We start from the raw sequence: 22,620 nt of genomic DNA on the forward strand, positions 1-22,620 counted from the left end.
AATCAGGGAGTGTGTGTGCAGCGCGAGACCTTTGTTGTAAGACGATCTTTTCTGCAATGGCTGCATATGCGTAGCAATCCGGGGTTGATTGTTAATCTCTGTTTTCTCATCGTACTGATATTTTCCACGCTCCTGACCTGGCGAGAGGTGGTGGTACTGGAAGATGCGTATATCTCCAGCCAGCGTAATCATCTGGAAACGGTAGCCACTTCGCTGGACCGGCAGTTACAGTACAGCGTGGATAAAATGCTGTTTTTCCGCAAAAGCATGCGTGATGCCATCCAGACGCCGCTGGCCTTTGATGTCCTGTATGAAGCGATTTCACGCTTTAACGCCTTTCGCACGCGCCCCAGCTGGCAGCTCGCCGTTGATAAAAAACGCACACTCCCCATTAACGGCGTGTCGGATGCGTTCGTCGAAAAAACCACGCTGTTGAATCGTGATCCTGAGCGTATCAGCAATGAAATTTCTGCTGCCCTCGAAGTGGGGTATTTACTCCGACTGGCGTCCTCGGTGGGGCAAAGTGAAGAGCGGGTTATCTATGCGTCTCGCGCCGGGTTTTACCTTGCGACGGACGCGCCTGAACAGACGAGTGATATTAGCCAGCGCTATTACTATCTGGTTACCCAGCCGTGGTTTACCCAGCAGTCTGAACGTAACAATCGCGCTCGCGCGGTGCGCTGGTTTATCTCCAGCCCGTCGCCCTGGACCGGTGGTGAACGGATGATCACGGCCAGCGTGCCAATCTATTTTGATCATTACTGGTATGGCGTTGTGGCGATGGATTTCTCATTGAAGACCATGAAACATCTGCTGGAAGAGGCAACGCAAGAGCGTACAGAGGGGGAATATCAGCTGTACGACACTCGGCTGAATATGATTGCCACGTCAGAAGAGGCTGGTAGCCTGGTGAACCGGTTTGACGAACGCGAAACGGCGCAGATAGCACACGCGATTGAGAACGATACTGGCGGGGGGATCCGTCTCGGAAGCCGCTTTATCAGCTGGGAGCGGCTCGATCACTTCGATGGTGTGATTTTACGCGTTCATACCCTGCATGAAGGCGTGAAGGGGGACTTCGGCAGTATCAGTATCGTGCTGGCGCTGCTCTGGGCACTCTTCACCGCCATGCTTCTTATCTCGTGGCTGGTTATCCGTCGGATGGTCAGCAATATGTATACGCTTCAGCACTCTTTGCAGTGGCAGGCCTGGCACGATCCGCTCACCCGCCTGAATAACCGTGGTGCCCTGTTTGAGCGTGCCAAAATGCTGTCGGAGAAATGTCGGCAGCAGTCACTGCCGTTCTCTGTGATTCAAATCGATCTCGACCATTTTAAAAGCATTAACGATCGCTTTGGCCATCAGGCCGGGGACAAAGTGCTTTCCCATGCCGCGGGCCTGATTGGCAGCGCACTGCGCAAGAATGATGTTGCCGGACGCGTGGGTGGGGAAGAGTTCTGCGTGGTACTGCCCGGCAGCGGGCTTGAAGAGGCGAGGGGGATTGCGGAACGCATTCGCTCACGCATCAACAGTAAAGAGATCCTGGTGAAAAAGAGTACCACCGTGCGTATCAGTGCCTCACTGGGGGTCAGTAGCGCCCAGGAAAAGGACAATTACGATTTCGAACAGCTGCAGTCAGTGGCGGATGCCCGGTTGTATCAGGCCAAGCAGTGCGGGCGCAACCGGGTGTTCTGGCACGATCAGGATAAGAAGTGATCCAGCCCTTCCTGCCAGCCCGCGGGTCCGGGCTGTTGCGTGTGGTACACCCGGGCGGGGTTATCGTCACGTAACGTGATGCCCTGCCGGTTAATGCCCTTAATCACCACGGCGTAGTCCACGCTGTCCAGCAGCGGGGCATCATTTGGACCATCGCCGAGCCCCAGGGTGACCGGCACGATGCCTTCCCGCGCACGGTACTGCTCAATCAGCCAGTCAACCGCAACGTCTTTACCGCAGCGAGCATCCAGAACATGCCAGAAGCGGGCTCCCTGCAGGCATTTCAGGCCGCACTGCGCCAGCGCCGCGTCAAATTGCGCCATTTTTTCATCGCTGTCGCGCCAGATGAGCGTGACGGAGGCTTCGTGTCGGCGCGCGAGGGTCGAACGATAGCGCGTCAGCCCCGTCCACTCGCTGATAACCCGTTCGTCGACGTCATCAAAGGTGGTGAATTTAAAGCCCCGCTGCTGGCGAATCTGGTCGATCAGCGGTCGAATGTCACGGTGCGTCATCCCCCTGATGTGGCGTTGACCTGTCTCCCAGCGCACGTCGGGCTGAATCACCGCGCCATTCTCAGCTATGAAGGGTAACCCCTCCAGACCCAGATCCTGCTGGATATCCAGCATTTCTGCCGCGGTCTTGCTGCTGCAGAGAATAACCGGCACCTGATTATCCTGGAGGGTGTCCAGCCAGGGCATGGCCGGTTGCCACTCGTACGTATGAATATCGAGCAACGAGCCGTCGAGATCGGAAAAGATCAGCAGGCTATCCTGCAGTGAAGGCATAACGACTCCTGATAACTGACAAACTGCCACCTAAGAATATTCCTAAAAAAATTCCTAATGCTTAAGTCAGGCAAAAGGGTCTCTCTCCTGCCAAACCCGCATGCAGCGCATGTTGTCCCTCATAACTAAATTTATTATGTACCAAATATTATATTCGCCATGAGAATATATGCTTGTCATACAAAATGGTTGAGGATAGTGTTTTGTGTACATCAGATTTCCTGGTGTAACGAATTTTCAAGTGCTTCTTGCATAAGCAAGTTTTGATCCCGGCCATCCCCATGACCGGGATTTTTTTCGTCCTAACGATTTGCTTCAGACACGCTAAAATCGTGTATATCAAGCTCGAAGGCCTCCGCCAGTTCACGGTAGGTGTGATAATCCCTTCCGTTCACAATGACCCTGTCTGAATTGTCGTCTGAACGACGGACTTCTGACTCACTGATCTCATTGATGGCGGCCAGCAGGGCATCGACATCCACCTCAACCTCGCGTTTGATGGTGTCGCTGTACTCTTTGTCGGTCTTCATTACGGGGTACCTCATTTTGCCGTCTCCAACCGTAAGTATAGACTGCGCACAAAAACGCCATTCACACCGGGCAGCGATGCCAGTTAAGGCGTTTTGTTCTACACTGGCTCAAAACCAGAGGAGGAACGTATGAAGGTCAACGATCGGGTAACCGTTAAAACGGACGGTGGGCCGCGCCGCCCGGGTGTGGTCCTGGCAATTGAAGAGTTTAGTGAAGGCACGATGTACCTGGTATCACTTGAAGACTACCCGCTCGGCATCTGGTTTTTTAACGAACTGGGACACCCGGATGGCATCTTTGTAGAGAAAGCGCAATAGCATGGCGTCGGGTGGCGACTGGCACGCCCGACACTGTCCACAGAAGCAAAAATCTCTGGCCAGGCCAGAGATCAAAGGTAGGGTGCAAAGGGTTTTTTTAGCGACTAACGCATGTTGACGAAAATCCCGTTCGTCACATTATCGGTGAGGCGTACCACGTGATAGATCACTTGCTTATTATGCGTTTTAATTTTCCTTTTAATATTTCCTTTATGTGACGAAACGGTTTTGGCTTTAATATTCATCTGGTCTGAGATCTGAATAGTCCCTTGCCCTGCCATCCACATTCGCAGCATGCTTGATTCAGTCCTGCTTAATGATAGGGTGGGTAAGTTAACCGCTCCTACATTTTTAACTTCTTTATTCAAATAATCACCCAGAATGTCATCCAGCGACTCTGGTTTAATCGATTTAGAACTGATCAATAAATTTTTACGAACCAACAAATACTCATCGAAATGGATATTCGCGATCGCCATAAAAACAATAAACAGGGTTTTTGGATGCTGATTAATGATTTGCTTAATGTGCTGACTGTTGGCTGGATCGTGAATGAAACAGTCCTCATTAATAAACACCACGCCTGGTTTAAGTTCGTCACAAGCGGCTGCGAGTTCGTCAACGGTGTGTGCATCGTTGATGTCTCTCTTTCTTACCCCTCTGCTTGCCAGGTACCCGGTTAACCCTAGCCGGGTGTAGCTGCATAAATCCATAATGATCGTTGACATGGCATACCCTCACTCAATGCGTAACGATAATTCACCATCTGCCTGAGAGCTCATAACAGCCATACGGGATGGAAAAAATTAATAAACCTGTGAGCATGACAAAGACTTTCAGGCGGACTCACTATCCCGTAAAGTTACGTATAATTTGCCAGGAATCTTCTTAAAGTAAAGTAAATATTAAGTATTGTGAGGTGGTTAGAAACAATTAAACCCCGTCAGATATATCCTGGAAGATGTTTTTCACGTTTTATTTTAGGAATATCCTCAGAAAGACAATATCAACTGTGAGGGCTATTATTTACGCGGTAGCTCACTGACAATATCTGCTAACAGATTGAATATCTCGCCGAATAAGTGCTCACAGAAGGGGGCGATAAGGGGCATCAGTAATGACATTAATAAAATACCGACCGTCAGCGTCAGCGGAAAACCAATGACGAACACCGAGAGCTGCGGTGCCATTCGGTTGAGTAACCCTAAGGCGAGGTTCACGGTCAGCAGCAGGGTGATAATCGGCAGCGCCAGCATCAGGCCGTTCAGGAAAACAAGCCCGGCCGCACGCGTAAGCGCCAGAAACGCGTTGCTGTTCACCGGGTTTTCCCCAATCGGCAGCGTATGGAAAGTATCCACCAGCATGGAGATCAGCCACAGATGGCCGTTGAACGACAGGAACAGCAACATGGCGAGCAGATCGATAATGCGCGCCAGCACCGGCATGTTGAGGTGGCTGCCGGGATCCACAAACGTGGCGAATGATAAACCCATTTGCAGGCCAATCAGTTCGCCGGCGGTCCGCACGGCCGCGAAGGCAAGCTGCATGGTAAAGCCTACGGCCACGCCAATCATCACCTGTTGCAGTGCAACCCACACCGCTTTCGCCGAGAAGATCGGAATATCCACGGGCGGGAGAGAAGGGGCGACGATAATGGTGATGATGATGCCCAGCCCCACTTTGACGCGCTTGGGTATCGTTTTCTCACTGAGAATGGGGGCCGTTGTAATCAGCGCCAGGATACGCAGCATCGGCCAGAAATAGACGCCAAGCCATTGAACCCACTGGTCACTGGTGAAGTGCAGCATCGTCGGGTCAGCCGATGATGTACGGCAGATTGGTAAACAGGTTGCGCATATAGTCCAGCAACAGGTTCAGCATCCACGGCCCGGCAACGATAATCGCCACGAACACGGCGATGATTTTTGGGATAAATGACAGCGTCATTTCGTTAATCTGCGTGGCGGCCTGCAGGATACTGATAATCAGACCGGTCACCAGCGCGACAAGCAGTAACGGCGCGGCAACGGCTATCGCGATTTTCATCGCTTCCGTGCCCATCATCATGACCGATTCTGGCGTCATTACGGCTCCTTAACTGTAGAAACTCTGCGCCAGCGAACTGACCAGCAGTTGCCAGCCATCGACCAGGACAAAGAGCATGATCTTAAAGGGCAGGGCAATGGTGGCCGGGGGCACCATCATCATCCCGAGCGCCATCAGAACGCTGGCGATCACCAGATCGATAATCAGGAACGGAATAAAGATGGTAAAGCCAATCTGAAAGGCCGTTTTCAGCTCACTGGTGACATACGCAGGCAGCAGAATACGCATCGGAACGGCTTCCGGTCCCTGAAGCTCGCCGGTATTGGACAGGCGGGCGAAGAGTGCCAGGTCCGCTTCCCGGGTCTGGCGGAGCATAAACTCACGCAGCGGCTGAGCCCCTTTATCGAGCGCTTCCTGCATGGAGATTTTATCTTCGCTAAACGGCTGGTATGCGTCGGTATAAATCTTGTCGATAACCGGCGACATAATGAAAAAGGTTAAAAACAGCGCCAGACCCAGCAGTACCTGGTTAGGCGGCGCGGACGGAGTGCCCAGCGCATTGCGCAGCAGGCCAAAGACGATGATGATTCGGGTGAAGCTGGTCATCATCAGCAGGATCGCCGGAATAAACGTCAGCGAGGTGATGAAAACCAGCGTCTGCACCGGCAGAGACCAGCTTTGCCCGCCGCCTGCAAGAGGGGTTGAGACCAGACCGGGCAGTTGCGCGTAAACTGCAGGGGCAAACAGGCCGACGCCCGCAAGCGTAAGGGATAACAAACGGCGCATCAGGATCTCCCGGAACGCTTAAGCAAACTCTTCATGACGGACTGAAAATCCGCAGGGACTTCTGCGCGCTCGTCACCCGTTGCCGGGGCTGGCGGCAGTTTATGCAAGACGTTGATGCTGGAGGCAGTCACGCCCAGCACCAGCCGTGCATCTTCCACATCGACAACGACCACGCGCTCGCGTGGCCCCAGTGTCGTGCTGGCGCTGACCTTCAGACCGCGGGTGCCGGCGGTTTTACCCGCCAGGCCGAAGCGCTTCGCCAGCCATGCGGCGATAAGAATAAAGGCAATAATACCGAGCAACGCGCCACTCACCTGGAGCAGCGGAGAGCCGGGAACGGCAGAGGGCTGTGATATTGTTGCCTGGGTTTTCATGCTTAACGGCTCAGACGACGCATACGTTCAGATGGCGTAATAATGTCGGTGATTCGCACGCCGTATTTATCGGCAACCACCACGACTTCACCCTGGGCAATGAGATAACCGTTGATCAGAATATCCAGCGGTTCGCCGGCGAGACCGTCAAGGGCCACCACGGAACCCTGCGTCAGACGCAGCAGCTCTTTAATGGTCATGCGGGTGCGGCCCAGTTCCACGGTCAGCTTAACCGGGATATCCATAATCAGATCAATATCCTGCAGCGTACCGCTGACATCGCCGCCGCCGAGCTGCTGGAACACAGCATCCGCTGCACTTTTGGCCGGAGTCGTTTTTTGCTCGTTTAACGCGTCAGCCCACAGATCGTCCAGTGCTCCGCTGTTTTCATCGGACGGATTGTTCATGTCACTCATTTGGGCTGTTCCTCATTCAGCGAATTCAATATCGGGTTGATCAAGTGCTCAACGCGTAACGCATACTGACCGTTAATTGTGCCGTACTGACTTGTCAGCACGGGGACACCATCCACATGGGCAATAATGCGGTCGGGTTTTTCTATCGGCAAAACATCGCCGGGTTGTAATTTCAGGATCTGGGATAAGCGCAGCGGGATATCCGCGAAGCTCGCCACCAGCTCAAGCTGAGAATGCTGAACCTGACGTACCAGGTTTTCACGCCAGTTCTGATCTTCGTTGCGTGAGTTCTCCAGCGGCGGGTTGACCAGCAGTTCACGCAGCGGTTCGATCATGCTGAACGGCAGGCAGATGTTGAACTCACCGGTCAGGTTACCGATCTCCACATGGAACGGGGTATTCACGACGATATCGTTCGGGGAGGTGGTGATATTGGTAAATTTCACCTGCATCTCAGAACGTACGTACTCCACTTCCAGCGGGTTAATCGCTTTCCATGCGTCGCTGTAAGATTCCAGCGCCAGCTTCAGCATGCGGTTGATGACGCGCTGCTCGGTGTGGGTAAATTCACGCCCTTCCACTTTGGTTGGGAAACGCCCGTCGCCACCAAACAGGTTATCCACCGCAATGAACACCAGGCTTGGCGAAAACACCACCAGACCTGTGCCGCGCAGCGGTTTCAGGTGGATCAGGTTAAGGTTCGTTGGCACCGGCAGGTTGCGGGCAAACTCATGATACGGCTGGATGCGGATCGCACCGACCGTGATATCCGGGCTACGACGCAGCAGGTTAAACAGCCCCATACGGAACTGACGTGCAAAACGTTCGTTAATGATCTCCAGCGCCTGCAGACGTTCACGTACTACGCGGCGCTGGGTATTGGGATCATAGGGACGAATATCGCTATCGCCGCCAATACCCGGTTGCGGATCATCGTTCTTATCGCTGTCGCCGTTAAGAAGCGCGTCGATTTCTGCCTGAGAAAGAATACTGTCGCCCATGTCGTTACCGCAGTATGAAGGCTGTATACAGAACGTCAGTGACTTCCTGCTTGGGTTGACCGTTTACCAGCGGGGTCGCCAGCGTCTGTTTAATGGCGTCGACCAGCTTTTGCTTACCGTCATCGGTAGCAAGCGTTGAGGCATCCTGACGAGAGAACAGCAGCAGCAGACGGCTACGCACTTCAGGAAGATAATCATTCAGGCGCGCACGCGTGGCTTCATCTTTCAGGCGTAACGTAATACCCACATACAGCACACGATCCGCATCACCCAGATTCACGGTGAAGGTATCCAGTGGGAAGAATACCGGTGCCGGCGGAGGAGGCGGTTCGGCTTTGGCCGCAGCGGTAGAAGGTTCCTGCTGCATACGCCAGTAACTATAGCCCGCGGTAGCGCAGGCGGCGAGCGTGATTAACACCAGCAGCGGGATCCAGATGGAACGCTTGCTTTTTTTGGTGATCGCGGAGTCAGTCATCTGATACGAGCTTCCTGTTTCGGTACAGCTTAATAAGGTGATTATCCCGTGTCCTGCTGTCGTCAAAGCGTGGAAAAGACGGGGATAATCACGCTACCTCGGGCGTTTAGGCAAAGATGTCTACGGCACCGTTGCCACGCGCCGCGGATTGCAGGGCGGCAGGGGCAGGCAGTAACTCATCGCTCTCCTCATTAAAACCGCCGGTATTACCGGAACGTGAAGCCTGTTGCTGCTGTTGCGAGGAGGACTGCTGCTGTCCGGCAAAGCTCTCGCTGCTGACACTGCTTTGCGCGAGCTGAATGCCACTCTCAGCAAGCGACGTGCGCAGGACCGGCAGTGCAGCTTCCAGGGCCGCACGCACGTGGCTGTGCGCCGACACCATTTGCAGTTGTGCCTGGTTATCATCCAGTTTCAGGGTAATCTGGACCTGGCCCAGATCTTCCGGGTGCAGACGCAACTCTGCGGTCTGCTGGCCCTGTTTCGTGAACAACGTAATGTGCTGACTCAGGGATTGCTGCCACTCCTGGGTTCCCAGCGGCTGGCTCAATACCGGTGCCGTGGCAACGGTTGCGGCAGCGTGGCTGGTGACGTTGCTGGAAATGACGGGCGCAAGCGTTGCGGTCGGGGCTGTTGAAGAGGGTGAACTGGCGAGATCCTGCTTCTCAGCGGCGGCGGCCACGATCGGGGTCGCCGGTGCGTTGACCGGTTGAGACGGATCGGCGTTTTGCGCCTGCGCCTGATAAGTCGACGCTTGTTGCGCTTTTTCATGGCCCGCCAGCAGGGTGCTCATGGACTGTTGACCTGCACCATTTTGCGAAAGCGCGGCAGCGTTCAGCGTTGATTTCGCCGTCAGGCCATTGCCTGTCGCGCCAGAGGCCACCGGCGTTGCCGTCTGCTGGTGGGGCAGCATCGCCATCAGCGCGCTCAACCCTGCCAGCTCTTCTTCGCTCAGCTCGCTTTTGCTGTCATCCTGCGTTTTCACCGCGCTCAGGGTCTTCAGGGCATCACCTTTTGAAACCGGCACCAGCCCGGAAACGAGGGTTTCCAGCGGGGTGGTTGCTGTCGGTTCATCGCCTGTCAGGGCTGGCTGACGCGAGAGCAGGTTGGCTATTTTGGCCTGCAGGGTGTTCTCTCCCCCGGCTTCCTGAGCAACTTTTGACAGCTTACTGCCGGCTGCTTTCAGGTCAGCCAGCGTCAGCGGCACATCGTTGCCCTGGCCTGTTGCGTCAGTCAGGGCGCCTGCCAGCAGAGAAAGAAAGTCTTGTGCACCGTCGGTGCCTTTCCCCGTTTGCATGCCGCCCGACAGGTCGCTGTCGGTCATCAGCAGTTGTTGCAATGTGATCATTCCGGTTTCCTCATTGATGCGCGCTGGGCAAACTCATCCATTTTCTTCTGATCCAGACGGTTTTCCGCCAGGGTCGTTGCCGCGATCTGTCGGTCCTGTAAGGTCTGCCAGGCCTGCAGTCGCTGCTTTTTCTCGCGCCAGAAATTCAGCGCGGTGTCGACTTTCTGGGTCCACTGGTTAAGCTGCTGGCGATGCTGTTCAATCGCCTTTTCCAGCGTCTGAATAAACTGCTGATAGTTAATCCAGCGCTGGCTTCCAATGCCCTGTGTCATATCGGTATTGAGGTTGGTGCGATATTCATGCTGATAGTCGATTAACATCTTCAACTGCTCTTCAGCCTGCTGGCACCCGCGTCGCATTGCGCCAAGCTGCAATGCGGCATCATCAACTTCTTTCTCAGCCAGATCTTTCAGCGTTGATAACGCGCTGTTTTGCGCCATGACCTTCGCCCTCCACCTGTGTTACACCTGCGGGAAAATCAGCTCCAGTGCCTGGAGTGAGTCTTCCCAGTCGGCGCGTTCAAAAATACCTTGTTGCAAAAACGCCTCCAGCTGCGGCCACAGGCTAATCGCTTTGTCGAGCATCGGGTCGCTGCCTTTGGCATACGCCCCCACGCTCACCAGATCGCGGTTGCGCTGGAAGCTGGAGAGGAGTTGTTTGAAGTTACGCACGCGGGCGTAGTGCTTCTCTGTGATCAATGCCGTCATTGCACGGCTGATTGATGCTTCGATATCAATTGCCGGGTAGTGGCCGGCTTCGGCCAGACGGCGCGATAACACAATATGACCGTCGAGGATCGCACGCGCGGAGTCGGCAATCGGGTCCTGCTGGTCATCGCCTTCGGTCAGAACCGTATAAAAAGCGGTGATTGAGCCGCCGCCGCTGATGCCGTTTCCTGCACGTTCGACCAGCGCCGGGAGCTTGGCAAAGACCGAAGGCGGATAACCTTTGGTCGCCGGAGGTTCTCCGATGGCGAGAGCGATTTCACGCTGCGCCATCGCATAGCGGGTCAGGGAGTCCATAATCAGCAGCACGTGCTGGCCGCGGTCACGGAAATCTTCCGCGATACGGGTGGCATACGCAGCACCCTGCATACGCAGTAACGGTGAGACATCCGCCGGTGCGGCGATGACCACCGAGCGGGCACGGCCTTCTGCACCGAGAATGTTTTCAATAAAGTCTTTTACTTCGCGACCACGTTCACCGATCAGACCCACGACGATGACATCGGCCTGGGTGTAACGTGCCATCATGCCAAGCAGGACGGATTTACCCACCCCTGAGCCGGCAAACAGGCCCATACGCTGCCCGCGGCCTACGGTCAGCAGGGCGTTAATCGGGCGCACGCCGGTGTCGAGGACATGTTCGATGGCGGTACGCTGAAGGGGGTTAAACGGCTGGGTGATCAGCGCGCCGGTTTCGGTGGTGTCCGGCGAGGGCAGACCGTCCAGCGGTTTACCGCTTCCGTCCAGTACGCGGCCAAGCAGGGCAGGGCCAAGCGGGAGCTGTTTCCCGCTTTGCAGTCCATCGCCGCTGATGTTTTTCGCATACACGCGCGCCCCGGGCAGGATGCCTTCAACTTCTTCAAGGGGCATCAGGAACAGGCGCTGGCCATTAAAGCCGACGACTTCGCTCTCAACTTCACGCGTCTCTAGTCCATCCTGACGCTCAATCACGCAGGTGGCTCCCAGCGGAAGCTGCAGGCCGGTGGCACGCGTGAGTCGTCCGTAACGGCGAACGGACGGCAGCTGCGTCATCTTCGCTTCAAAATTATCGAGCGTGTTGAGCCAGCGGGTGAGGCGTGCAGTCATCAGACGACTCCCGGTGCTGCCAGGCGGCACAGTTCCTGCCAGCGGGTCGCAACGCTGGCATCCAGGTCGCCTTCATCGGCAGAGACCTTGCAGCCTCCGTGATGCAGCGACGGGTCGCCGCGCAGACGCCAGCCGTGCAGGCTCAGCGTCGCGCCCAGACTCTCTTCCACGCGCTGGAGGTCGTCCGGATGCACGCGCAGCTGCGGTTTCCCACTGAACAGCGGCTCCTGCTGAAGCAGGCCCTGAATTTGTTTAATCAGCGCGGTGTTGTCCACCGCCGGCGCGTGGCCGATCACCTGACGGGCGGCTTCCAGCGCCATCTGCATCAGCCTTGAGGCAATGACGCTGTCCAGCGCATCCAGCGTGTGCTGAAACTCGCTGACCAGCTGCTGCATACGGGCGTGAAGTGGAGCCTGTTGCTGGCGCGCCTGTTCAATGCCGTGTTCTAACCCTTTGGCCAGACCTTCCTGATACCCCTGATCGTGGCCTTTCTGGCGTCCTTCGTTCAGGCCAGCCGTGTAGCCCTGCTCATGGGCCTGCATCTGCAGCTGGGCCAGCATCTGCGCGCGCTGCTCTTCTTCGCTCAGCTCAGGCTGCTCGACATCCGGGTCGCCCTCTTCGGGCGACAGCACGGCGGGTGTGAACTCTGACAGGGGAGGCGCCAGATCGTCGGGCGTCCAGCGCTTCCACGGCAGTTCATTAGACATAGGTGTCGTCTCCGCTGCCAATCACCATCTCGCCGGTTTCCGCCAGACGACGAACGATAAGCAGGATGGCTTTCTGTTCGTTTTCCACCTGAGACAGACGAACCGGGCCACGGTTGGCAAGGTCGTCGCGCAGGATATCTGCCGCACGCTGAGACATGTTGCGCAGGAACTTCTCGCGCAGCGGCTGCTCGGCACCTTTGAGGGCGATAAGCAGCGACTCGGAGTCCACTTCCTGGAGGAGGCGCTGGATGCTGCGATCGTCCACTTCGACCAGGTTTTCGAACAGGAACATCTCGTCGATAATTTTCTGTGCCAGCTCGCCGTCGAATTCGCGAACGGCGGTAATGACCGCTTCTTCCTGCTGCGTTTTCATCAGGTTGATGATCTCTGCCGCCGTTCTCACGCCACCCATTTTGCTGCGCTTGAGGTTCTGTCCATCGAGCAGGTTGTTCAGCACTTCGGTCAGCTCCGCCAGCGCGGCTGGCTGGACACCACCGAAGGTCGCGATACGCAGCATCACATCGTGACGCAGGCGCTCTTCGAACAACGCCAGAATATCGGCCGCCTGGCCACGTTTGAGGTGGACAAGAATGGTGGCGATAATCTGCGGGTGCTCGTCGCGGATAAGGTCGGCGGCACTCTGCGGCTCCATAAAGTTGAGCGTCTCAATACCGCTGGCGGTATCGCGCGTTTCCAGAATGTCTTCCAGCAGGCTGGCAGCACGCTCTTCGCCCAGCGCCTTGACCAGCACGGAGCGCAGATAGTCGTTGGCGTTGACGTTGAGCGCAGCAAACTGTTCGGCTTCCTGCTCAAATTCAGACAGCACTTCCGTCAGCTGTTTGTTAGAGATCTGGCGTACGTTTGCCATAGCCGCACTGAGAATCTGTACTTCGCGCTGGGAGAGGTGTTTGAACACCTCGGCCGCACGGTCTTCGCCAATGGTCATCAGCAGGATGACGCTTTTATCGGTGCCTGAAAGCGTGTTACTCATGTTCGTTACCCATCCACTGGCGGATGACCAGCGCCACGACGCGCGGATCGTTATCTGACATTTCGCGAATGCGCTGGCTCATGACCTCGGCGCCCATACGCTGGTTAGCACGGCGTTGCTGCATCTGTTCGTCTTTGCTGAGGCGAACTTCAACCGCATCTTCCACTTCCTGACGGGTACTGACCTGTTCGCGCGCCGCTTTTTCAGCTTCAGCACGACGCAGGAGCTGAGGACGAATGCCCTTACGCCACAGCAGCCACGCGACAATCAGAACCAGCAGCCAGCGACCTGCGGACAGCAGCTGATCGATAAACGCCTGCTGTTGCCAGAACGGCAGTTCGCCACCTGACTCTTCAACCGAGTTGAACGGTGAGTTCACCACGTTGAGCGTGTCGCCGCGCTTCTCGGAGTAACCCATCGCTTCACGGGTCAGGTCTTCAATCTGTTTCATCTGCTCGGCGGTCAACGGCAACGGTTTGCCATCCGCCAGCGTTTTGTAGTTCACCACCACCGCAACCGACAGACGCTGTACATCGCCCACATTCAGTTTGGTGTGGCGGATGGTACGGTCCACTTCGTAGTTGGTGGTTTCGTTACGACTGCTGGTACGCGGACCGGCGGTGCTGGCTGTTGATGTGGTCTGCTGATTCGTTTGCTGACCGTTCTGCTGATTAGCCGGTGGCGTTGAGATTGGCGCCGCGTTAGCCGGTGCTGGCTGGTTAGACAGTGCGCCCGGCACACCGCCTGGGTATGCGCCGCCAACCTGTTCGTTTTCATTGACCTGACGAGAGCGCATTACCGCCTGAGCCGGGTTGCCATTCGGGCTGTATTGCTCTTCGGTCTGCTCTTTATTAGAGAAGTCAATTTGCGCGGTTACCTGTGCATGCACGTTGCTGTTACCGACGACCGGGCCAAGGATGGCTTCGATGCGGCGCTGCACGCGACCTTCCACATCCGCGGCATATTTCAACTGCGCGTCATTCAGATCGCGGCCTGCGGTATTGGACTGGGTCAGCAGATGACCACTTTGATCAACCAGCGTCACGTTACCCGGCGGGAGACCGGCAACGGCGCTGGAGACCAGATGGGTCACCGCGCTGATTTGTCCTTCATCCATTGCACGGCCAGGCTGGAGGTTAACGGTGACGGAGGCCGACGGGGATTTCTGCTCGCGGACAAACAGGGAGGGTTTAGGCATGGCCAGGTGCACACGTGCACTCTTCACCGGACCCAATGTTTCAATCGTACGGGCCAGCTCACCTTCCAGCGCACGCTGGTAGTTCACCTGCTCGCTGAACTGACTGATACCGAATTTTTCCTGATCCAACAGTTCAAAACCTACCGCACCGCCCTTTGGCAGTCCCTGTTGCGCCAGGCGCAGACGAAGTTCGTGCACCTTATCAGCCGGTACCTCCAGCGCACCGCCGTTATCCGCAAAGCGATAAGGGATGTTCATCTGGGTAAGCTGGGTGACGATGGCACCGCCATCCTGATCGGAAAGGTTACTGTAAAGCGTGCGGTAATCAGGGCTTTTCGCCCACAAGACCATCGCTACAAGGATCGCAATTGCGGCAGCGCCTGCCACGATCAACGGGATTTTAGGATTCGCGCGAAGGCGGTTCATCCACTCGAGTGATTTATTTTGTGGCGCTGTCGATGCTGTTGCACTCATTGCGCACCTCTTAAATCCTGGTGGTTTACGTTATTCGTGTAGAGAAACAAAACTGACTCCCGGGTCGGCAAACACGACAAAAGTTCCATATTGATGGCCCTGCCATTATTTGATGATTCAGGATTTTCTATGCGTCAAATAACCTGGTTTTTTCACGCTATTTACCGCCATTATCTTATTGACAAGCTGTTAGTCTTGACCCCGTAAAAAACCATTCAGGGGAGAGTCATGGCTATACAGGGTATTGAAGGGGTGATCAGTCAGTTGCAGGCAACGGCGATGACGGCCCGTAATCAGAATGTGGCAGAACAACCGAGCATCAGTTTTGCAGGACAACTGCACGCCGCGCTTGACCGTATCAGCGATACCCAGACCGCCGCACGTACTCAGGCGGAGAAGTTCACCCTCGGCGAGCCGGGCGTGGCACTGAATGATGTGATGACCGATTTGCAAAAAGCCTCGGTTTCCTTGCAGATGGGGATTCAGGTGCGTAATAAGCTTGTGTCTGCTTATCAGGAAGTGATGGGGATGCAAGTTTAAGCCCCGTCGATCTTCGCTGGCAGCCCAAGCGCTTTAATGCCACAATATTTTTTTCTTCGAATGCAGGAAAGATGATGAAAAAAATAGCAATTGCTGGCGCGCTGCTGGCACTGACCGGGTGCGTTCAGGTGGATAACTATCAGGAAGTGATCAAACACCCCGTCCCGGCGCATCTGGCAGGGTACTGGCAGTCAAAAGGGCCGCAGAGCAAAATGGTGAGCCCAGAGGCGATTGCCACGCTGGTGGTGACGGAGGAGGGCGATACGCTGGACTGCCGTCAGTGGCAGCGCGTGATCGCTGTACCGGGTAAAATCATGCTGCGTTCAGACAGTTATTATAACGTCACCCGCAAGCTGGATATTTATCCGCTGGAGCGCGATGGCTCTGTTCTTGAGTATGATGGTATGGAGCTACAGAAGGTCGATCGCCCGACGGTAGAGTGCGCAGATTATCTGAGCAAAAATCCGCTGGAGAGTAAACTTCCGTAGTGCATGTTGCCGGGTGGCAGCTTCGCCTGACCCGGCATTCAATTCACGTCAGATGCTTTTACAACTACAACGCATCCTCAATCACCCACACGCTGACGCTTCCACCTTTGCAGGTAAAGGTGCCTTCGCCATCCGCCGCGGTAATGACCGTTTCTTCGCGATTGCCGAGAAAATCACGCCACGTTTTGTTGCCGTAGTTTTCACCCAGACAAATCACTTTCTCGCCGTCATCGCCATTCGACATCACCACCACACAGCCAGGATCGTCTTCGGTGCCGCTGCGGCTGAAGGCGATACAGTTTGGGTGATCGAAGAACAGCGTCTGCACGCCGTGGGCAAAACGCTGGCGGGCGAGGATCAGCTCGTGAAGCTGCTCGATGACCGGCATATCAATATGGTAGGTTTCGCCGTCACCGCCCGTATCGTCATAGCTGGCACCGAATAAATCCGGATAAAAGACGCTGGGCACTCCGTTTTCACGCAGCAGGATCAGGGCATAGGCCAGCGGTTTAAACCACGCTTCAACCGGCGCTTCCAGTGCCTGCAAAGGCTGAGTGTCATGGTTGGCAACCAGAGTTACTGCATGGAACGGATCGGCTTCGACCAGGGTGCCGGTAAAGATTTGGCTCATGTCGTATTCCCGACCCTGGCGCGATGCTTCGTGGAATTTCATCTGCAGGGGGGCATCGAACAGCATCGTCTTGCCATCGACCTGGTCAATATAGGCCTGCAGTTTATCCACTTCGTGGGACCAGTATTCCGCCACGATAAACAACGGTTGCGTTGCGACTTCCTGAACGTGCTCAATCCACTCCTTATAAAACCAGGCGGGAATGTGTTTGACGGCGTCCAGACGAAAACCGTCACAGCCAGTTTGTTCCATGACCCAGCGGGCCCAGTATTTGATCTCCTCGGTGACGGCATGGTTGCGAAAATCAATGTTTTCGCCCATCAGGTAATCAAAATTACCCATCTCATCATCAACCTGGTCGTTCCAGCCTTCACCGGTGTAGTCGTTGACGATTTTAAAAATGCCGTCTTCATCGGGGTTTTCAATATGGTCGACGCCGCTGAAGCATTTGTAATCCCAGATAAACTGCGAATATTGCCCGGCACGGGCAGGGAAGGTGTAGCGTGTCCAGGCTTCACACTCAATGATCTCATCGTCGATCTGCGTGCGATCCTGTTCGTTGACGCGCTGAACGCGGACGGGTTCTTTCTCGTCTGCGCCCATTTTGTGGTTAACCACCACATCAAGAAGGACGGCGATCTCATTACTTTTGAGTGCGTCGATGGCCTCCAGTAGCTGAGCTTTGTCACCGTACTTGGTGGCGACGCTGCCTTTCTGGTCAAACTCACCGAGGTCGAAAAGATCGTAAGTGTCGTATCCGACCGAGTACCCGCCGGATGCGCCTTTACAGGCTGGCGGCAACCAGATCATATTGATGCCGATTTCGTTAAGATTGGGGGCTAACGCCGTGACCTCTCGCCACAATTCACCGCCCGCAGGGTAATACCAGTGAAAACATTGTAACAGGGTGGGGTTTTTCATCGTCCGTGCTCCAGAAGCCGTTTGGCAGACTTCTGGAGTATGGATCAAGAATCGCTAATGTGAATTAATGATTCATCTCTCCGGGAAATAATATGTTGCCTGACAACTTCCCGTAGGTAACGTTAACGTTTTTTTGCTTGTTGGTTTGGGCAATAAGACCGCTCAACTCACTCATTCTTTCCTGCAACAAATCCTTGAGGAGGAGTTCATTCTGCAGCACCTGATTCAGTATCACCATCGCCTGATCCTGGATGTGTTTGCTGTCGGGTGGAAAAGGAGTCGTGCTGATCTCTTCAACCAGCGAAACGTATGCAACCTCCTGTTCGATGAGCTCATCCCATTTCCCGGATTGAGCAAGGCTCAGCATTGTATTGCTAAGCGCATAAAGAGCATGCCACTTTTTAAGGGATAAGCTGGAGTCGTTCATTAAAGTTAATCCTGCTTGGGAGTATAACCCGGGCCGATTTGCTTCCAGGCGTCGGAAATATTGAGCAGCAGAGCCTCGACTTCGGTAATAGCTTCGATGTCATTGCGCAGATTGGCATGTAACAAACGGCGTACCATATAGTCGTAAAGCGCAGAAAGGTTGCGGGGGAGTTCTCCTCCCACCTCCATATTTAACCCAGCCTTAAGGCCATTTTCGATAATATTAATGGCCTTAGACAGGGCCTCTCCTTTTGCCGGGATGTCCCCCTGCTCAAGGAAAAGGCGCGCCCGGATAAGCGCGCTATGGATACCGTCGAACAACATGACAACCAACTGGTGCGGGCTGGCACTCAAGACAGCAGATTCAAGACCTACCTGCTGATAGGCTTGTACACCAGATTTGCTATACATATCGTTTCCTTTCTTACTTACTGCTGAACTGTTGGGTCAAATAAGTGGCCGTACCATTGAATTTAGTGACCAGCTTATCTAAATCGTTAAATTGCTTTTTATAGCGCGCCATCGTGGCTTCAATCGTCAATTCCATCGCGTCGTAACGTTTGCCGATGGATTTGAGCGTGGCGTTAATACCGTCCTTCGCATTCTGAATAACGCCTTCTTTGCCGACAGACGTGCTAAGCATATCGGTTAGCTTGTTATTCATCTGGGTAGCGAAACCGGTCGTTTTCCCGTCACCCACAAAATAGGCCTGTACACCAGCCGGATCGTCCGTGAGGATCTTGGTTAATTTCTTATCATCAATTTTCAGGTTGCCAACCGCGCCGTCCGCGCCTTTGACCGGGTCCTGTGTGATGCCAAGTTGGGCCATAATGGCATAGGAACCGCTCTGCACATTGGTAAATAAAGCACGCAGATCGGATTGTACTCCGCGGATAGTACTGTCACCCATCAGTACGCCGTTATTCGAAGACTGGGCGGTTGCACCCACCGCAGGTGGCTCATATTTCGTCAATGAGGCAATGGTGGACTGCAGAGAGTTATAGGCAGTTACCCATTCTGTAATGGCTTTTTTGTTATCGTCAGTAGAGCGGGTTACGGTCAGGGTTTCATCGGCTGTGCTCTGTGCTTTCAGGGTTAATGTTACCCCTGGAATGGCGTCAGTGACGGTATTGGTCTGGCGGACAATCTGGATACCGTTGACGTTAACGACGGCATTTTGTGATTTTACCTGTTCGGTAAGCGCGCCACTGCCAATGATGCCTTTCAGCGTATCGTCGCCGGTCACTGTTACCGTCATATCAGAATCGGTACCGGTGGTTTTGGAGGTCAGCATCAGACGATAGTCGCCATCATCCGCTTTCACCACACTTGCCGAGACACTGCCGTTGGCAGCATTAATGGCTTTAGCGATCCCGTTCAGGGAGGTATCGCCATCGGCCAGGGTTACCGTCAGTGGTTTACTGTCAGCGCCTGCCTGGGTAATGGTAATGGTTCGGCTGTTGGTGCCCGTGGTGCCACCTAACTGCTTAGTATTGCTGTCGATAGTGCCTGGTGTGGTTGTCAGCACCTGGCCTTTAGCAATCTTGCTCACGTTGACTGTCACATCACCAACGTTAGCGCCGGAGGTACTGATAGCCGAAAAAGCAGTATTGGTGCTGCTAATGGAGGTTGAGTTCCACGTATCTGTTTTTGCGAGCTTAGCAGCTGCGGTTTGCAGATTCGTCAGGGCGCTTTGTAATTTGCCGTAACCGGTAATCTGCGCGTCGTAGGTGGTTTTTTGCTTGGCAATAGCCGTCAATTTTGTTTCTTCTGCTGCCTGCAGCTTATCGTACAGATCTGACAGGCCGGGCATGCCCACCCCGAGATTACTGATAGTCGCCATGTAGTGTTCCTTCTTAATGGATGTTTCAGTCGTTTATCGGCCCGTTCGACGAAAAGTTTACGGCAAGCTTAAAAAATATATCGCTGAATAAGCGACCTAAATGACGCGTTTTAAATCAACAGGGCGCATGACGAAGAAATATACCGAAGAGAATAAGACGGTGATTTTTTGCGTTAATCTTTTATTCATCATGCACTCTGTAGCCGCTTTAGTGCAAAATAAATCTTTATAAAACAAACAATTAAATATTTTCTTCGATATTTTCTAAAGTCTGCTGTTCGAGCGTCGATAACCTTGTTGACGGTGAGAGACGCCGTGAGTGTTAGGCACCGACCCTAGAAACCATTTTTGAAGGAATTAAAATTATGGCAGTTATCAATACTAACCTGTTGTCCCTGACCACTCAGAACAACCTGAACAAATCTCAGTCTTCTCTGGGCACTGCTATCGAGCGTCTGTCCTCTGGTCTGCGTATCAACAGCGCGAAAGATGACGCTGCTGGCCAGGCGATTGCTAACCGCATGACCTCCCAGATTAAAGGTATGACCCAGGCGGCGCGTAACGCCAACGACGGCATCTCCCTGGTTCAGACTGCTGAAGGTAACCTGAACGAAATCAACACCAACTTACAGCGTATTCGTGAGCTGTCTGTTCAGGCTGCTACCGACACCAACGGTTCTTCTGACCTGACTTCCGTCAACACTGAAATCAAACAGCGTCTGGCTGAAATCGACCGTATCGCGGGCTCAGCTAACTTCAACGGTAAAAAACTGCTGGACGGCTCTGTATCTACCGCGCTGAAAATTCAGGTTGGTGCTGGTACTTCTGCTAACGACACCATCTCTGTAGACAGCAACGCGCTGATCAACGCGACCTCTGGTACCCTGAGCGCTGGTCTGAGCACTGCAATCTCCGATAACGCCTCTGCACAGGCTGTTATCTCTGCTGCTGATGCTGCAATCGCGAAAATTGATACCGCGCGTTCTAACATGGGTGCGATTCAGAACCGTTTTGAATCTACCATCAACAACCTGAACAACTCTATCAATAACCTGTCTGCTGCTCAGTCCCGTATCCAGGACGCTGACTACGCTACCGAAGTTTCCAACATGTCTCGCGCGCAGATCCTGCAGCAGGCTGGTACTTCTGTACTGTCTCAGGCAAACCAGGTTCCTCAGGCTATGCTGTCTCTGCTGCGTTAATCGCCGCGTCTGTTTCATAAAGGTTGCTGGAGACAGCAACCTTTTTTTTTGCCCGCCAGACAATCTCCGAAATAAGCCATTATTACCGGGGGTGTTCCTTCCATTATCTCGAATATTCCCTTGTACGATGGGTAAGAATCGCAATCTTACTAAGAGAATCGGGATGAACAAGTTCGAGCGTACACGATCGCTGCATCAGTATTACCGTGATGAATTTTCACGGCTAATCTTTTTGCCAGAAACGGATGCATTGCCTGCGCATGTTGTAACCGAAATCCTGCACTATAAAAATTCTGATATTGCCACGCTCGAACCCCAGATCATGGACGCAACGACCGATCTGGATGCACAAAAAGAACTCGCTGTTAAGCGCATGCTGTGCGCGATCGCTGCAGCAAACGCCGCGTTTGATTTTAAAAACCAGGGCAAGCCAACACCCTTTTCGCAAGAGCTGAGTGAAACCATTACCGGTTGGGTCGTAGAGGCGCTTCAGCATGACGACAGCATAAATCTTCTGGTGGCGGGTATTCAGGTTTTCTTCCGTATTAACGAAATTGACGCCGCCTTATTCCTGATTTCAAACTACTACGCGGTGGTGAGTCCATCCCCAACCGTGATGAAAATATTGCTGTTAGTATGCCTGATGGAAGATGATTTTAATCAGATGCAGACGCTTATCCAGCAGCTGACCGCCGATCCTGAACATATTGGTGAAGACGCGTTAACGATGCTAATGATCGTCACGGGGATTCATAAACTGGGTGGCTGCCCTGAAACGTTCATCGATTTCTCCGCCCTGAACATGCCTGATTATGAGCCTGATTTTTCGCACTACGAGTGGCTTCTTCCGGCAGAGGAAAACGGAAAAACAACGGTTCTGGTAGCGTGCGACAAACGCTATTACTTCGATCACGCCCTGACGCTGTTAGGTTCGATCTTTCATACCAACGGCGACCAGCTTAACGTTCACCTGCATCTTTATAACCCTGATGATGAGACAAAGGCGCACGTTCATTCGCTGCACCAGCATTTTCCGGGAATGGTGATATCGGTGACAGCCGAAAAGATTGCGCCCGTTTTTGGTATCAATGTCTGGTACGCCTCAAGACGTTTTGTTTTCCTCAGCTATGCACTGAGCGTGTTCACCTCTCCAGTTATTGTTCTTGATGCAGATTGTCTCGTTCGTAAGAACTGGGCTGATATTAAGCAACATCTTCCTGATAAGGAAATTGTCCTCTCTTACAGTAACGGCGCACCGCCATGGGAGCAGGTTCCCGCCGGCTTTGTCTATACGGCTCCGGGGACGCTTTCGCGTAAATACCTGTCGCTTGTTGCGACATTTATTGACTGGAATCTACGCCGCGGCAATGCGGAGTGGTTCCTCGACCAGGTCGCACTTTCTGTCGCGCTGGATGCACTGCCTGCGGTTGAGCAGATGGCCATTCATCGCGAGCCGCTGGAGAAACTGATCGATATTCGCTACACCGACGCCACGTTCAGCTGGACAGTGACCACGCAAAAATCAGGCGGCGAAGCGTACCAGAACTACAAAGCTGCGATGCAACAAACCTATTTTGGCTAACCACTGAACTCATG

Annotated in this window: 26 protein-coding genes; 6 read left to right on the top strand and 20 right to left on the bottom strand. The window is 54.0% G+C overall.

Features of this window, described 5'->3' with window-relative positions; all coding sequences use genetic code 11:
- Positions 1–15: 15 nt before the first annotated feature.
- Complete coding sequence (dgcQ, locus tag HV157_RS24045) at positions 16–1,716, top strand: cellulose biosynthesis regulator diguanylate cyclase DgcQ (protein ID WP_032678471.1); 1,701 nt, start codon at positions 16–18, stop codon at positions 1,714–1,716.
- Here dgcQ and HV157_RS24050 read toward each other — a convergent pair.
- Together HV157_RS24050 and yodD are read right to left on the bottom strand one after the other, a co-directional pair.
- Positions 1,701–2,501: a mannosyl-3-phosphoglycerate phosphatase-related protein gene (locus HV157_RS24050; protein ID WP_044857332.1), complete on the bottom strand. Its 801-nt coding sequence runs from the start codon at positions 2,499–2,501 to the stop codon at positions 1,701–1,703. The genes dgcQ and HV157_RS24050 overlap by 16 nt on opposite strands.
- A 302-nt stretch (positions 2,502–2,803) precedes the next feature.
- Positions 2,804–3,031, bottom strand: coding sequence for a YodD family peroxide/acid resistance protein (yodD, locus tag HV157_RS24055; RefSeq protein ID WP_008500310.1), 228 nt, complete (start codon positions 3,029–3,031; stop codon positions 2,804–2,806).
- Between the two features lie 129 nt (positions 3,032–3,160).
- Between yodD and dsrB the strand changes: the two genes are divergently transcribed.
- The gene (gene dsrB, locus HV157_RS24060) at positions 3,161–3,349 is read left to right on the top strand and encodes a protein DsrB (RefSeq protein WP_020883333.1); all 189 of its coding nucleotides are present in this window, start codon (positions 3,161–3,163) and stop codon (positions 3,347–3,349) included.
- A 104-nt stretch (positions 3,350–3,453) separates the two neighbouring features.
- Here dsrB and rcsA read toward each other — a convergent pair whose 3' ends face one another.
- The 14 genes from rcsA to fliF form a co-directional block, all read right to left on the bottom strand.
- The gene (gene rcsA, locus HV157_RS24065) at positions 3,454–4,077 is read right to left on the bottom strand and encodes a transcriptional regulator RcsA (RefSeq protein WP_008500313.1); all 624 of its coding nucleotides are present in this window, start codon (positions 4,075–4,077) and stop codon (positions 3,454–3,456) included.
- Between the two features lie 294 nt (positions 4,078–4,371).
- Positions 4,372–5,157 (bottom strand): flagellar biosynthetic protein FliR, encoded by a 786-nt coding sequence (gene fliR, locus HV157_RS24070; RefSeq protein ID WP_020883334.1) that lies wholly within the window; start codon positions 5,155–5,157, stop codon positions 4,372–4,374.
- Positions 5,158–5,164: 7 nt separating this feature from the next.
- Positions 5,165–5,434, bottom strand: a complete 270-nt coding sequence (fliQ, locus tag HV157_RS24075) for a flagellar biosynthesis protein FliQ (protein ID WP_008500315.1) — start codon at positions 5,432–5,434, stop codon at positions 5,165–5,167.
- A gap of 9 nt (positions 5,435–5,443) precedes the next feature.
- Positions 5,444–6,181: a flagellar type III secretion system pore protein FliP gene (gene fliP, locus HV157_RS24080; protein WP_008500316.1), complete on the bottom strand. Its 738-nt coding sequence runs from the start codon at positions 6,179–6,181 to the stop codon at positions 5,444–5,446.
- Positions 6,181–6,555: a flagellar biosynthetic protein FliO gene (gene fliO / locus HV157_RS24085; protein WP_025203802.1), complete on the bottom strand. Its 375-nt coding sequence runs from the start codon at positions 6,553–6,555 to the stop codon at positions 6,181–6,183. Before fliO ends, fliP begins: the two co-directional genes overlap by 1 nt.
- Before the next feature lie 2 nt (positions 6,556–6,557).
- On the bottom strand, positions 6,558–6,971 hold the full coding sequence (gene fliN / locus HV157_RS24090) for a flagellar motor switch protein FliN (RefSeq protein WP_014170738.1): 414 nt from the start codon (positions 6,969–6,971) through the stop codon (positions 6,558–6,560).
- Complete coding sequence (gene fliM / locus HV157_RS24095; RefSeq protein WP_014170737.1) at positions 6,968–7,972, bottom strand: flagellar motor switch protein FliM; 1,005 nt, start codon at positions 7,970–7,972, stop codon at positions 6,968–6,970. The genes fliN and fliM overlap by 4 nt, the downstream gene beginning before the upstream one ends.
- Positions 7,973–7,976: 4 nt before the next feature.
- The gene (gene fliL, locus HV157_RS24100) at positions 7,977–8,447 is read right to left on the bottom strand and encodes a flagellar basal body-associated protein FliL (RefSeq protein ID WP_020883336.1); all 471 of its coding nucleotides are present in this window, start codon (positions 8,445–8,447) and stop codon (positions 7,977–7,979) included.
- 106 nt (positions 8,448–8,553) lie between these two features.
- Entirely contained in the window at positions 8,554–9,792 is a 1,239-nt protein-coding gene (fliK, locus tag HV157_RS24105) for a flagellar hook length control protein FliK (RefSeq protein WP_182269049.1), read from the bottom strand.
- The gene (fliJ, locus tag HV157_RS24110) at positions 9,789–10,232 is read right to left on the bottom strand and encodes a flagellar export protein FliJ (protein ID WP_014170734.1); all 444 of its coding nucleotides are present in this window, start codon (positions 10,230–10,232) and stop codon (positions 9,789–9,791) included. Before fliJ ends, fliK begins: the two co-directional genes overlap by 4 nt.
- A 21-nt stretch (positions 10,233–10,253) precedes the next feature.
- Positions 10,254–11,603: a flagellar protein export ATPase FliI gene (gene fliI, locus HV157_RS24115; RefSeq protein ID WP_182269050.1), complete on the bottom strand. Its 1,350-nt coding sequence runs from the start codon at positions 11,601–11,603 to the stop codon at positions 10,254–10,256.
- Positions 11,603–12,310 (bottom strand): flagellar assembly protein FliH, encoded by a 708-nt coding sequence (fliH, locus tag HV157_RS24120; protein ID WP_032678466.1) that lies wholly within the window; start codon positions 12,308–12,310, stop codon positions 11,603–11,605. Before fliH ends, fliI begins: the two co-directional genes overlap by 1 nt.
- Positions 12,303–13,301, bottom strand: a complete 999-nt coding sequence (fliG, locus tag HV157_RS24125) for a flagellar motor switch protein FliG (protein ID WP_014170730.1) — start codon at positions 13,299–13,301, stop codon at positions 12,303–12,305. Before fliG ends, fliH begins: the two co-directional genes overlap by 8 nt.
- Positions 13,294–14,973 (bottom strand): flagellar basal-body MS-ring/collar protein FliF, encoded by a 1,680-nt coding sequence (gene fliF, locus HV157_RS24130; protein WP_182269051.1) that lies wholly within the window; start codon positions 14,971–14,973, stop codon positions 13,294–13,296. The genes fliG and fliF overlap by 8 nt, the downstream gene beginning before the upstream one ends.
- Before the next feature lie 228 nt (positions 14,974–15,201).
- Here fliF and fliE point away from each other — a divergent pair, with 228 nt between their 5' ends.
- Together fliE and yedD are read left to right on the top strand one after the other, a co-directional pair.
- The gene (gene fliE, locus HV157_RS24135) at positions 15,202–15,513 is read left to right on the top strand and encodes a flagellar hook-basal body complex protein FliE (RefSeq protein WP_014170728.1); all 312 of its coding nucleotides are present in this window, start codon (positions 15,202–15,204) and stop codon (positions 15,511–15,513) included.
- Positions 15,514–15,587: 74 nt separating this feature from the next.
- Positions 15,588–16,001 (top strand): lipoprotein YedD, encoded by a 414-nt coding sequence (yedD, locus tag HV157_RS24140; protein ID WP_020883340.1) that lies wholly within the window; start codon positions 15,588–15,590, stop codon positions 15,999–16,001.
- Between the two features lie 64 nt (positions 16,002–16,065).
- Here the strand turns inward: yedD and amyA are convergent, their stop codons facing one another.
- The 4 genes from amyA to fliD form a co-directional block, all read right to left on the bottom strand.
- On the bottom strand, positions 16,066–17,553 hold the full coding sequence (gene amyA / locus HV157_RS24145) for an alpha-amylase (protein WP_041162750.1): 1,488 nt from the start codon (positions 17,551–17,553) through the stop codon (positions 16,066–16,068).
- A 64-nt stretch (positions 17,554–17,617) separates the two neighbouring features.
- Positions 17,618–17,980: a flagella biosynthesis regulatory protein FliT gene (gene fliT, locus HV157_RS24150; RefSeq protein WP_014170725.1), complete on the bottom strand. Its 363-nt coding sequence runs from the start codon at positions 17,978–17,980 to the stop codon at positions 17,618–17,620.
- Positions 17,981–17,985: 5 nt separating this feature from the next.
- Entirely contained in the window at positions 17,986–18,390 is a 405-nt protein-coding gene (gene fliS, locus HV157_RS24155) for a flagellar export chaperone FliS (RefSeq protein ID WP_113656022.1), read from the bottom strand.
- A gap of 13 nt (positions 18,391–18,403) precedes the next feature.
- The gene (gene fliD, locus HV157_RS24160) at positions 18,404–19,822 is read right to left on the bottom strand and encodes a flagellar filament capping protein FliD (protein ID WP_182269052.1); all 1,419 of its coding nucleotides are present in this window, start codon (positions 19,820–19,822) and stop codon (positions 18,404–18,406) included.
- A 365-nt stretch (positions 19,823–20,187) separates the two neighbouring features.
- Between fliD and HV157_RS24165 the strand changes: the two genes are divergently transcribed.
- Positions 20,188–21,024 (top strand): flagellin, encoded by an 837-nt coding sequence (locus tag HV157_RS24165; RefSeq protein ID WP_028013689.1) that lies wholly within the window; start codon positions 20,188–20,190, stop codon positions 21,022–21,024.
- Between the two features lie 163 nt (positions 21,025–21,187).
- A complete protein-coding gene (locus HV157_RS24170; protein WP_182269053.1) occupies positions 21,188–22,606 on the top strand; it encodes a hypothetical protein in 1,419 nt (472 codons plus the stop codon).
- Positions 22,607–22,620 lie beyond the last annotated feature (14 nt).

It is taken from the genome of Enterobacter sp. RHBSTW-00318, assembly GCF_014101375.1.
GTDB lineage: Bacteria > Pseudomonadota > Gammaproteobacteria > Enterobacterales > Enterobacteriaceae > Enterobacter > Enterobacter ludwigii.